This window comes from Epilithonimonas sp., from assembly GCF_036780765.1.
Classification (GTDB): Bacteria; Bacteroidota; Bacteroidia; order Flavobacteriales; family Weeksellaceae; genus Epilithonimonas.
The window spans coordinates 21,690-35,151 of record NZ_DAIQCG010000007.1; the positions used below are offsets into that span (position 1 = coordinate 21,690).

A 13,462-nucleotide genomic window follows, 5' to 3' on the forward strand; every position below is an offset into this window, starting at 1 on the left:
ATAATCCTTCTTGAAATTTTCAGGAAGGATTTTTTTGCAATTTACTTTTAGCACAATCTTTGAATTATTCCAAAAAATTCAAGTTTATGAGTGCGGTTAATGTAAAGACGATATTGCTTAAAATATCAAAATGGTTGGGTATCACCATCGCTTCTATCCTATTTTTAATGTTCATTATCCCGATTTTATTTCCAGGAACCATATCTCAGCAGGTTAAGATTTTTGCAAATAAACACCTTGCCGGAGAATTGGATTATAAGAAAACTCATTTGACATTTTTCCGTCACTTCCCTTCTCTCACAGTTTCGGTGGACGATTTCATTTTGAAAGGTTCAAAACCTTTTGAACAAGACACATTACTTGCAGCAAAAGAAGTAGCAGTTGGAATCAATCTGAAAAATCTGATTTTCAATAGAGAAGTTAAAATCGATGAAATCTACGTGAACAACGCAACTGCCAATGTTTTTGTCAATTCTAAAGGAGAAGCCAATTATAACGTTTATGTTTCCAAACCATCTGAGAAACCAAAAGATACAACCGGAACTGGAGCTTCTATAAAACTGGATTTAATCAAACTAAAAAACTGGAATATCAAATACAATGACCACGCAGCCAACGTTTTGGTTAATGCAAAAGGTCTTAATTACACCGGAAAAGGTGGACTCAGCGAAGATATTTTTGATTTGGAAACCGATTTAGACATTGATAAAGTCGATTTTGCATTGAACCGAATTTGGTATGCACAACAAAAAACATTGCACGCAGATTTAATCACAAGAATCAACACCAATGCATTGACATTTGTCTTGAGAAAAAATGAGCTCAGAATCAATGAACTTCCTTTGAAATTCACAGGATTTGTGAGTATTTTGAAAGATGGATATAACCTTAATATCAATGCAGCTTCCGAGAAAACGACGATTAAAGATATGTTGTCCGTTTTGCCACCGCAATATCTGAGCTGGGTTAAGGACACAAAAATCGAGGGAAACAGCGATTTGTTTTTCAGTCTGAAAGGTCGATTCAGTGAGCCGAGAAATCAAAAACCAGATTTGAAAGCAAGTTTGAAAGTTAATAATGGTTTCGTTTCCAACAGCAATGCACCGGTTCCGATGAACAATCTTAATTTGGATATGAATGTTGATTTACCCGCGCTAAACACTGACAAACTCCTACTCGATTTGCGAAATCTAAGTTTTGATTTAGGTAAGAATAATCAATTCCGTGCAAAAGTTAGAACACAAGGTTTAAATGAAATGAACATCAACGCTAATATCAAAGGCGGAATCGATTTGGCAACTTTAGATGCAGCTTTAGGATTGAAAGATATTGAACTAAAAGGTCTTATGAATACTGATATTCAGTCGAATGGAGTTTTCAGTTTAGACAAAAAATTATTCCCAAAAACGAAAGGTTATTTCAATCTGAAAAATGGCTGGCTGAAAACGAAATATTATCCAAATCCAATTCAGAATATCAATATTTTAGCGAATATTCTTAATACTGATGGAACATTTAAAAGTCTGGGTGTAAAACTCGACCCTTTCAAATTTGATTTTGAAGGTAATCCTGTTTTTGTAAATGCAGATTTGCAGGATTTTGAGGATTTATTATACAAAGTCAGAGCAAAAGGAACTTTGAATGTTGGTAGAATTTACAAAGTTTTCAAAAAAGAAGGTTTGGATATCAGCGGATTGATAATGGCAGATTTATTTTTGAACGGGAGACAAAGTTATGCGACAACCGGACAATACAGCAAGCTTGATAATAGAGGAAATCTCATCCTAAAAAACATCAAAGCCACCACCGAATATCTTCCAAAATCATTCTATATCAAAGAGGGTAATTTCGAGTTTGAGAATGAGAAAATGTGGTTCAGAAAATTCTATGGTAATTACGGAAAATCCGATTATTCGCTTAATGGATATTTATTGAATACCATCAATTATTTCATCGAAAGAAAAGGAACTTTGCACGGTAGATTTCATCTGAAATCCAATTACATTTTGGTGGATGAATTTATGGCGTTGAAAGAAGGCGATAACACAGACAAATCCCTTGCAGTGACTTATGCGAAGGAGGAACATCCGAAAAGCAGCGGTGTTGTGATTGTCCCAACCAATCTGGATGTTTCTTTGGAAGCTAATGCGAAAAAAGTAGAATTCAAAGGTCTTGGACTGAATAATCTTGCAGGATTGGCTTCGGTTACAAAAGGCGAAATTTATCTTAAAAATACAACATTTGATATCATCGGAAGCCGAATGGGAATCGATGCCAGATATCAGAATGAATCCCCGATTACCGCCAATTATGATGTGGCTTTGAAGGTCGATAATTTCGATGTTCAGAGAGCTTATAACGAGATTGATATGGTGCGTGAAATGGCGACTGCAGCGAAAAATGTTAAAGGTATTGTTTCTTTGGATTACAAACTGAAAGGCGATTTTGACAGCAATATGAAGCCTATCTATCCATCATTGGAAGGTGGCGGAAACGTGAATCTGAGAGATGTAGAAGTCAAAAACCTAAAAATGCTTTCCGCAGTTGGCGATAATATTGGAGCGAATGCTTTTGATAATCCTGATATGAAAGGTGTGGATATCAAGACGAGCATCAACAATAATTTGATACACGTGGAGCCGTTTACCTTCAAAGTTTCTGTTCTGCGACCTACGATTAGTGGAACGACTAGTTTTAATGGTCTACTCGACTTTAGAGTGAGAGTTGGTTTGCCACCAGGCGGCTGGATTGGCTTCCCGATTGTTGTGACCGGAACACACGAGAAACCGAAAATTAAAATCTTCAGCAAAACAGGTCAAGGCATTATAGAAGCTTTGTATAATACCAAATCCAACAAAGTTATCCGAGAAGAAAAACGAGCCGAGAAAAAATCCCGAGCACAACAGCGTAAAGAAAAACGCGCTCAGGAAAAGAAAGCCGAAAATGCGGAAAAGCAGATTGATATAGATTTGAAGAAGAAATAAAATGAAAGCTCCAAGTGATTGGAGCTTTTTTATTAAGATATATTTACGCATTAGTGACGTTTTTTAGAAAATGAATTATTTGTTAACAATCTATTTTGGTAATTCAGGAAAAGCTTTATTTTTAGGCAAAACAAAAATAATGTCATATTACCCGTTAACAAGCATACCAGATTATTATTCAATAGACGCTCTTTTGACCGAAGAACACAAGCTTATCCGCGATTCTGTAAGAAGCTGGGTAGAAAGTTTTGTGATGCCAAAGATAGATGAAGCGGCACAAAATCATACTGACATCCCAGGATTGATGAAAGAATTGGGAAATATCGGTGCGCTTGGTCCATACATTCCTGAGGAATATGGCGGTCCGGGACTTGACCAAATCTCTTATGGATTGATAATGCAGGAATTAGAAAGGGGCGATTCTGCAGTTCGTTCTGCGGCTTCTGTACAGTCTTCTTTAGTAATGTTTCCTATTTTCGAGTATGGTTCTGAGGAGCAAAAAAGAAAATACCTTCCGAAGCTGGCTTCTGGCGATATGATTGGATGTTTCGGTTTGACAGAGCCAAACCACGGGTCTGACCCTTCTTCTATGGAATCCAAATTCACAGACCAAGGCGACCATTATCTTTTGAATGGTGCCAAGATGTGGATTACCAACTCCCCACTTGCTGACATTGCTGTTGTATGGGCAAAAGGCGAAGACGGAAAAGTACGCGGGATGATTCTGGAACGCGGAATGGAAGGTTTTACAACACCAACTACGCATAACAAATGGAGTCTTAGAGCTTCAAAAACCGGAGAATTGGTTTTCAATAATGTGAAAGTTCCGAAAGAAAATCTGTTACCGAATGTTGAAGGTTTGAAAGGACCTTTGTCTTGTCTTAACTCAGCAAGGTATGGGATTTCTTGGGGCGTAATTGGTGCAGCGATGGATTGTTATTGTACGGCTGTTCAATATACTAAAGAGAGAAAACAATTCGGAAAACCAATTGCTTCTTTCCAGCTTCAGCAAAAGAAATTAGCAGAATTCTTAACTGAAATTACCAAAGCTCAATTGCTTTGCTTACAGTTAGGAAATCTTAAGAACGCTCATAAAGCATCGCCTGCGCAAATCTCTATGGCGAAAAGAAACAACGTCAAAATGGCGATTGATATTGCCAGAGAATCTCGTCAAATGTTGGGTGGAATGGGAATAATGGGAGAATTCCCGATGATGCGCCACGCAGCCAATCTGGAATCCGTGATTACTTACGAAGGAACGCACGATATACATTTACTGATTACGGGAATGGATATTACCGGCATCAATGCCTTTGGATAAGACCAAATCAATCTTATATATTTTTAACAAAAACCTGCGGAATATTTTCGCAGGTTTTTTCGTTCAGATATAAACCACAAAAGTCACTAAAGATTTATTCTTTGCTTTTGTGATTTTTGTGGTTTCAAAAAAACTTAATATGAAAAAATACTTCGTCATTCTCTTCTTTGTCTCTGTTACAGTCTTTGGACAAAATTTTCAAACCAAACTGTCGAATGCAGCCATTAATCTGACTAAAGATAAAATCGTTTATGACCCTACTTATTTTAATATAAAATACCCGAACGGTGATGTACCTGCAGGAAAAGGGGTTTGTACGGATGTTGTCATCAGAGCTTATCGAAAGTTGGGAATCGATTTGCAGAAGGAAGTTCACGAAGATATGGCAAAGAATTTTTCCAAATATCCAAAGAAATGGGGATTAAAGAAAACAGATACCAATATTGACCACAGACGTGTTCCGAATCTGATGGTTTTCTTTTCGAGATTTGGGAAAGAAAAATCCATTACGAATGATGGAAAAGACTATGTTCCGGGCGATATTGTCACTTGGGATTTGCCTAAAAACCTGACACATATCGGAATTGTTGTCAATAAAAAATCAGCAGATGGCAAGCGTTTTTTGATTTCTCATAATATCGGAGCCGGACAGGTTTTACAAGATTGTCTTTTTGATTGGACGATTACGGGACATTACTTTTATCAATGATAATTAATTGATGATAATAGATATTTAAAAAACTTTTGTGACTTTTGTGGTTTAAAATAATTATGAATAAACTTTTTCAATTTTTATTTCTGAGTTTCTGCTTTCTATTCCAAGCTCAGAACTTAAAAATAATTCAAAAACCGATTGATTATTCTATGGAAAGAATGAAGCTGAGTTTGGATTATATGAAAGACCATCACAATCTAATCCAGAAAACCGCGAATATCACTCCGAAAATCATTGTTTTGCATTACACCGCTGGAGGAACAATTGAGTCGAATTTCAGATACTTCAACAATTTATATCTAGAGAATCAAAGAGCAACACTTAAGAAGCAAAGTTCTCTCAATGTTTCTGCTCATTTTTTGGTGGATAGAGACGGAACAGTTTATCAGTTGGTTGACCCAGAATTGTTTGCAAGACACACCATTGGTCTTAATTATTGTGCTATTGGCGTAGAGAATATTGGAAGTAAATCTCAGCCTTTGACAGATAAACAAGTTGAAGTTAACGCAGAATTAGTAAAATATCTCGCAAAAAAATATCCGATTGAATATCTCATTGGACATTCGGAGTATGGTATTTTCAGGGATTCTAAACTTTGGAAAGAAACAGATTCCAAATATTTTACAAGCAAAGAAGATCCAGGCTCTGAGTTTATGAAAAAAGTTAGAGAGAAATTGACGGATTTGAAATTGAAAACTCAGCCTTAATTTCAACGTTTTATTGTCATTCCGTACGAATCTAGACTTAGTTGTAGAGATTCCTACAGAATGACAAAGATTATGTTTATTTATTGGAAAAATTACCAACTCACTTTTTCTTTCTCCTCAAAAGGAACCTCAGGATTCAGGATTTCAAAAATTAAGTTTCTGATAGAATCTTCCACTTCATTATCTTCAATATCAACGAAATTCAGTTTTTGTAGACCATTATTGACTTCTGCAAAAGACCAAATTGCCGTTTCGATATTATTTGGATTGATGTTCAAAACGTTTTTGATGCAATATTTATAAATAGAAAGCTGCAATGCTTGCTTGTAATCGTCTCGGAAAAATAATTCTGGGAGTTTTTCTTCTTTATTTTTGCCTAAATTAATGGTGAGATTTTTCGGTTTTGCCGTCTTGTAATCAATTACTCTGGTTATCCCGTCCAATTTATCTATTCTGTCGATAAAACCATAAAAACTGATTTTGTCGGTTTTATTATCATCAAGGAAAAAATCACAATTGATTTCTTTTTCCAAATCCAGAATCTCCAAAGCAGAACCTTTTTTAACCAATTCCAAATCATATTCTACGATATTTCGCACTACCCTTTTGGCAATTTCTTTGTGGATGTAATTCATTCCGCGGTCATAGAATTCAGGTTGGTGTTTCAGCTTTTCAATCGCAAAGTCAATCGCTGAATCTGTTTGTTGAAGTAAACTTTCTAAATCGTTAATAGATAATATTTTACCTTTTATTGGTTCGTGTAAAAATTGCAAAGCATAATGAACCAAGTTTCCATAATTTCTTTGTGAAAGTTCTTCTTCTATTTCGTTGGTTTCTCTGGTTTTAAGCAGATTATTAAGATAGAAATCAATCGGATTATAAAGATAAGTTACAAGATGTGACGGAGAAACTCGGTTTTTCCATTCGTTCAAAAGTCGCATTACTTCTTCATTTTTATCGATTTTCATCAGTTCCTGAGCAATTGGTTCTGAGGAGTTTTCGATGATAATATGTTCAATGTTGTGCGGACTTTCCATTTCCAATTGTGTGATGAAACGGCTTTTCTCGCCTGTATTCACACCAGAACTCAAAGCATTGTAAAGCAAATGAACATTCTCCGAATTCTGAATCAATCTGTAAAAGTGATAAGCATAAATACTGTCATTTTCCAAGAACGTATTCAGTCCAAAATTCTTACGAACATCAAACGGAATGTATGTGTTTTGAGTGTTTCCTAATGGTAATTTCCCTTCGTTTACAGATAACAGAATGATATTTTTGAAGTTCAAAAGACGCGTCTCCAAAAGTCCCATAATCTGGAATCCTGCTAACGGTTCTCCCACAAAATCAATACTTTCTGAATTAACTAACTGATTAATCAAAACTTCCAAAGTTTCTATTTTAACATCAATTTGATAAGGTAGCAATTGATTTTTGATGATTTTGAAAACGTTCTCAAACAATGCAATATTCTCGTACTGAATATCATCCAATTCTTTGAATTTCAATTCGTAACAAAACTTAATCAACAAGTCTAAAAATGTCTGGTAGTTTTCAGGTTTCTGTAAAAGCTGGAAATAACTGAGGTTTCCAAGTAATTCCTGCAGCAAAGTTCTAGAAATATAAACGATGTTTCTCTCTTCTATCGCGAAGATAAAATTTCGGATAATTTCAGAATCTTTTTCGTCGTTTGGTAATTCTTCCAAAATTGGTAAAACATCGGCGTAATAATAACTTGACGATTTTTTCTCCTGTTGTTTCTGAAGATAAAACAGTTTTTTAATCGCATTACTGAAAGACAGATTCTTCAATGGAAATCCCATTGTGATATTCACGCTTTCAACGGCATTTAAACTGTCTAAAACTGCAGGTAAAAGATTCTCGTCCAATAGAACCAAAGCAGTTTCTGACAATTCATTTTTAGGAATTTTTTTGAGGATTTCGGGCAAAAATTTGGCTTGAACAATGTTTCCTGAAACTTCGTAAGTTTTGATACTTTTAGGTTGAAAGAATTGATTTTCAATCCATTTAAAATCCCTGCTGTCATTGAATTCTTTCCACTTCAAAGTTTCTCTCAGAAATTTTCCGGATTCTTGCCTTTCGTCATCAATATAATATTGGTCGGCTTGGAAATAAGTTTCGGCTTTGTTCCATTGCAAAAGCTGTCTTACCAACTGCTCTTCCACTCTCGACAACGCATTGAATCCACAAAAAACAAATTGGCGATTGGTTTGTTTAGCAAAATTTCCGATCTCGGAAAAAGCATCTTGATACAACATTCCGGAAGTAGCGAGATTTTCTTTCTTCAATTCTGCTTTCAGAAGTGGGAGAAACTCGTTCATTTTTCGCCAGAAATTGAGGTTTCGTTTTCTTGGATTATCGTCGTCTCCAAGATTTTCGCCCCAGTTTTTGATTCGTTCCTCGTCCAACATCCAAAGTAGAATTTTTTGGTCGTCATCGGAAAACTTCATCATATCGTCCCAATCTTTCTGCAAGGTCGGAAACCATTTCAAGAAACCAGAAAAATCTTCAGAAGAATCAATCTTATTGTAAATACGGAAAGAAAAGAGCCAAAGTGCAATACCTTTGATTTCTACATTTTCTGAAAGTTCTGCGATGAGTTCGTCTATTGTGACGAAATTCGGTAAAAGTCCTTCGTAATGTTTTTCTTTCAGGATTCTTTTGATGAAAACCATTGGTCTTTTTCCAGGAAGAACAATATCCAGCTCGGAAATGTCCTGATGGTTTTCTAATAACTCTGTAATAATCTTCTGAAGAAACTGCATTTTTTATAATTGATAATTGATGAATTATAATTGATAAAGCTAATTGGTGATAGACTGAAAATGCTCATACTATCTTATAAAAGAGCCTTTAAAAACTTAAAGGCTCAATTTAATTATTTTTTGATTCATTTAAACGTAAAGTCCGCAAAGATTTTTTGAAAAAAAATGAAAATATTTTTAAGGTTCACAAAGGCGTAAAACTCAAATAAGAAAAACAATGATTTGTCATTCCGTAGGAATCTCAGCAGTCTAGATTCCTACGGAATGACAATATCGTGTTTATTTGTGAATGGTTAATTGGATGACAAAATCCCTAGCCCCGATTGCAACGGCATCCTTTTTTGTTATTGCGATGCCTAAATGTTCAACAGATTGCTTCTCTTCGTTCGCAATGACAAAAAAGATATAGTGGAAAGCGGGATTAAGCTCCTAAAATTATTCTACAACCACTTTTTTCTCAAGGAAAGTATTGGTTCCAGAGGTGTCTTTTCCTGTCCAGAATTTGAACGTGTAAGTTCCTGTTTTTATGGGTTTGAAGTTAATTCTGCTACCATCGGCATAAGTTCCGTCGCCACAAACGTCGTTGGTTTTGTAAGCAAAATTGGCGATTGTGCGGACAGAATCGTTGGTGTAATTATAATCGTAACTGTAAATGCCTTCACAAGTTTTTTTGAATGTAGAATAGGCTAAAATCTCCTGCGTGACACCCAAAGACATTGTATCCATCGGGATTTTCACACTGTCTATCTTGGTTGGGAAAACGGATTCGATTTGGCTGTAATCATCATTGTCTTTGCACGAAACTGTGAATGCTGAAAATGCAATTAAAACTGATAAAATAAATACTTTCTTCATAATCGTTTCTTTATTTAGTTATTGAAGTTACCTTTTGAAAGATACACTACTTTTTTGGTGTCGAAAAATTCGCCTTCGAAATAATTTTTCAAGCTGAAAATTTCTGCTTTCAATCCTGCTAATTCTTCTGCTAAATCGCCGCCTTTTAGATAAAGAACGCCGTTATGCTTTGGATTGAATTGGTCTTTTTCAAATTTTCCTCTCAGCCAAGTTAGGAAAACCGGCATCTGCGTTACGGCTCTGCTGACCACAAAATGGAATTTTTCTTTCAATTGTTCCGCTCTCATATGATGAGCTGTTACATTTTTCAGGCCGAGACTTTCCGCAACACCTTTTACTACTGTGATTTTTTTTCCGATGCTGTCTACTAATGTAAATTGTACATTAGGGAATAAAATTGCTAAAGGAATCCCAGGAAAACCGCCACCGGTTCCGATATCCAAAACTTTGGTTCCATCTGCAAACGCCATCACTTTTGCAATTCCTAAAGAGTGAAGAATATGTTTCTCATAAAGACTGTCTGTGTCTTTTCTGGAAATCACGTTGATTTTCTCATTCCAATCTTTGTACAGCACTTCTAGTTCTGCAAATTGATTTTTTTGTTCGCTGGTAATATTTGGGAAATATTGTAAAATTAATTCTAAAGACATAAGGCGAAATTATGAAAAGATTTGTTAATATTAATTATAAATAAAAAACCATCAAAAATTATTCTGATGGTTTTTAAAATTTCAAAGTTTTATGTGTTATTTTAAAACTTTCTTGGTCATCGTTGTATTTCTAGAATTCACTTTTATAATGTACATCCCTTCTGCAAAGGTTGTCTTATTAATTAAAACTTCTTTTTTTGCATTTTTTGTGTAGTATAATAATCTTCCAACAGAATCGTAAAGGCTCACTTCGTTTATATTCTCATCAGATTTTACGATGAAATTCTGAGTATCTTTTGAAATGATGATTTCTTTTTTAGCTGTGTGGTCTGTTCCTAATGTTTCCAAAGATTTGTAAACCACTTCGAATCTATCTTCATATTGTCCAGCATTGGTGTTGAAAACGTATCCGTTATCTGTAATATTGATGACTTTATTAAGATATTTATCTTTCAAATAAACCGCTTGATTTGAGTTGAAAATTCCTTCTCTCTGTGTTAATGAAATGGTGTAATTTCCTGATACAGATGCTTTGAAACCTAATCTTGCGGCGTCTTCTGTTGTGAAATTAGAATCTTTTGCCTGGATTGCTAATTTGTGACCGTCTAACGCGCTCCAAAAAGAGTCGTTTCCGATTGCTAAAAGATCTGCATCATAATCGCTGTCAAAACCATTGGTTGCGTTGTTGATATATCCAATCAAAATCTCGTTATTAATATCTGTTGGCGATTTGAATTCTAACCAAAATCTGTTTTTCTGAACAGCAGTTTTATTGTAGTAATTAGCAATATCAGAATTTCTCATCGAGTTTTTGAATACTAACGGTTGGTTTTTACCAGCGGGTTTTGCCTGAATAATAAATCCTTGACCTACAGAAATATTCCCATTTGGTTTTCCATTATTGGAACCATAATAAGTTGCTGAAGTTCCTCCCACTACTGTAGCAATAGCATAATTATTACCACTATAATTACTACTTTGCTGAGTTAGAATTCGCCCATCATTGTTTGTCCAGAAATAGCCTATACCATAAATCTTACTACTGTTCTCTGCAAAGAAATCATCAAAACTAATATTAGAAGGATAAGGATTTCCAACCATATTGTAACCGTGCGCGGCATTGCTCCATTTCAAATTATAAGTTGCCACATCCCCATTCTGTGGCGTTCCTACAAACTCGAAGCTAGAAATTGGAGAAGTTACAGTTACAGTTTCTGGGAAACTATTTTTTCCTCTAATTGCATATCCTCTTGCAGGTTGAAACACAGAGGAAGAGTTCAGTGTAATATCATTCGCAATAGTTGTTACGAAATAATCATTAGCCTCATTATAAACATAAAATCTGTTCCAAGGCGTTCCTGTTCTTGTACCGCCATTAGCCTGATTGTAACCTTCAGAAAACTGATACAAATTCTGATTAATAACTGGAGTTGACCAATAATTATATCCCATTTTTGGAATAATAGCTGATTTTTTAACCGTTATATTTCCTGTATTAGAAGCGCTACCAGTTTGTAAAAGGTTAGCATCATGTTCTACGGTAAATGAGTTAGCTGTCACATTATTATTTGCAATCTGACCATTAACTTTGATAAATCCACCTGTTTTAACTGTTAATGTTCCTCCAGTGTTGATTGTCAAATTTTGGCTTTCAAAGTTTCCGTTGGCAGAAGTGTCATAATGTGCCTGGATGATGGCATTCTTCGAAGCGTTAGGAGATCCGTTGCTCCATTCTGTTTTTGCACCGATGGTTTGCCACATTGTTCCATTAGAAGAGTAAACATAATTGTAAAAAATCCCTTCTATGTTTGGACCTTGCGCATTATTTAAGTAACTAATCACATATTGTCCATTCACTTTGTAAAAGTATAATCTGATATACAATTTTTCCCCAGGTTCTAATTTTAAATCAGAATTGAAGCTTAGTTTGTGATCTTCAAAGCTCGCATCAAAAGTTCCGGAAGCCAATGTGAAAACACCTGATGAAAAATCATCTTTTTTTGAGTAGCGCACTTCGTAATTCGCTTTTCCGTTTATATAACCTCTTCCTGTGAAATTGAATGATTTTGGTTCTACAGTTTTTACCGTACTTTCATTATGTAAAACGAATTCTGTATATTTTGTAGGATCAATTTTTGATGAACTAGATAAGTTAGAAAGAATAAATATTGGTGTATTCTCAGACCCATTTCCTATCGTCACTCCGCCTCCATTATTAATTATAGTAGAGCTGATAAACGATTGTTGCAAAGTACCTTTAAAGTCATTTTTGTCCCATCGGATCAAGTTTGAAGAAGTGTTAGAAACATTATTTATCGTTACGATTGCTGTATTGGATTTTCCGAATTTATTTTTGATATAATATGAAAAAGAATCCTGACCTACATATCCTTCATTTGGTAAGTAATTAACGGTTTTATCTGAGTTTATTTTAGTTGTACCGTATAATGGTTGAGTGATATTGATTGAATCTACCAAATTGCTGTAATCATCATTTGAAAGAACATTTAAGTTCAAATCATTGTTAATGAAATTGGAGTACGTATCATTATATACAACAGGTGTTGTTGAACTAGATTCTACATTACCTCTAAATAATGGACCGAATGCATCGTTCTCTTTAAAAAGAATTTGCATCACATTATAAGTATTGTAAACATAAATCCTAAGATGCAATTCCTGTCCGTCTGTTGCTATCGGTTTTGGAAAATTACCATATGTAAACGTTGATAATGAAGAATTAATATCAACATTTTCCGCCACAAGTTGTGGATTAGAAAAATTGCTATCCAAAGAATACATAATCTTCATTTTTGCAGAATTACCTTGCATAATCGCTCGGAAATTAAATTCAGTTAAATTTAATTTGTATCCAACATCTGGTTTAATGGTAAATTGTATATATTTGGTATAATCAATAGCCTGCTGCGGCGTTGGCCAATTACCAGTAGCGAAAACATTATACTTTTTCCCGTCAATCCAATAATCATAATTGGAAAGCGAAACTGTTGAAGTTAATTTGCCAACCGTTATGTGGCTTGCTGAATTATAAGATGGCGAATAACTGGACATATTCCATCTTGCTATGTCTGTCTGTGCAAAAAAGAAATTTGCAAAAAATAATACTAAGAATAAAATGTAGGATTTTTTCATCGTTCTTAAATGATTTTTAGAGAGTGCAAAATTAAAATTACAGATTCAAAAAAAATATTGACACATGTTAAGAAATTTTCAAGACAGTTTTTGGCTTGTTTTAATTGAATCTTGTTACAAAAAGGATAACTTCTTTCATTGTGATAGAAAATCATCATTTGTGTTCTTACGAAACAGATTGCAATATTATTGATAATAATACAGAGACTCAATTTTTTAGCGCTAAACCCTTATGAATAAAGCAAAAACTACCCCTTGGGATAGTCTTTGTATGGGTAATGTAGTAGGCGC

The 13,462-nt window shown here is 34.7% G+C and carries 8 protein-coding genes; 4 read left to right on the top strand and 4 right to left on the bottom strand.

What is annotated here, in order from left to right:
- Positions 1 to 86 precede the first annotated feature (86 nt).
- The 4 genes from V7P73_RS11215 (at position 87) to V7P73_RS11230 (ending at position 5,727) form a co-directional block, all read left to right on the top strand.
- Positions 87 to 2,984, top strand: coding sequence for an AsmA-like C-terminal region-containing protein (locus V7P73_RS11215; RefSeq protein ID WP_333853733.1), 2,898 nt, complete (start codon positions 87 to 89; stop codon positions 2,982 to 2,984).
- 139 nt (positions 2,985 to 3,123) lie between these two features.
- Entirely contained in the window at positions 3,124 to 4,305 is a 1,182-nt protein-coding gene (locus V7P73_RS11220; protein WP_333853908.1) for an acyl-CoA dehydrogenase family protein, read from the top strand.
- A 139-nt stretch (positions 4,306 to 4,444) separates the two neighbouring features.
- Positions 4,445 to 5,014: a DUF1287 domain-containing protein gene (locus tag V7P73_RS11225; RefSeq protein WP_333853735.1), complete on the top strand. Its 570-nt coding sequence runs from the start codon at positions 4,445 to 4,447 to the stop codon at positions 5,012 to 5,014.
- A 62-nt stretch (positions 5,015 to 5,076) separates the two neighbouring features.
- Entirely contained in the window at positions 5,077 to 5,727 is a 651-nt protein-coding gene (locus V7P73_RS11230; RefSeq protein WP_333853737.1) for a peptidoglycan recognition protein family protein, read from the top strand.
- A 92-nt stretch (positions 5,728 to 5,819) separates the two neighbouring features.
- On the opposite strand, the gene V7P73_RS11235 is transcribed toward V7P73_RS11230, so the two are convergent.
- The 4 genes from V7P73_RS11235 to V7P73_RS11250 form a co-directional block, all read right to left on the bottom strand.
- Positions 5,820 to 8,513: a PD-(D/E)XK nuclease family protein gene (locus tag V7P73_RS11235; RefSeq protein WP_333853739.1), complete on the bottom strand. Its 2,694-nt coding sequence runs from the start codon at positions 8,511 to 8,513 to the stop codon at positions 5,820 to 5,822.
- Between the two features lie 435 nt (positions 8,514 to 8,948).
- Positions 8,949 to 9,368: a hypothetical protein gene (locus V7P73_RS11240; protein ID WP_333853741.1), complete on the bottom strand. Its 420-nt coding sequence runs from the start codon at positions 9,366 to 9,368 to the stop codon at positions 8,949 to 8,951.
- Between the two features lie 14 nt (positions 9,369 to 9,382).
- Positions 9,383 to 10,018 (bottom strand): 16S rRNA (guanine(527)-N(7))-methyltransferase RsmG, encoded by a 636-nt coding sequence (gene rsmG / locus V7P73_RS11245; protein WP_312418501.1) that lies wholly within the window; start codon positions 10,016 to 10,018, stop codon positions 9,383 to 9,385.
- Positions 10,019 to 10,114: 96 nt separating this feature from the next.
- Positions 10,115 to 13,171, bottom strand: a complete 3,057-nt coding sequence (locus V7P73_RS11250; protein ID WP_333853743.1) for an Ig-like domain-containing protein — start codon at positions 13,169 to 13,171, stop codon at positions 10,115 to 10,117.
- Positions 13,172 to 13,462 lie beyond the last annotated feature (291 nt).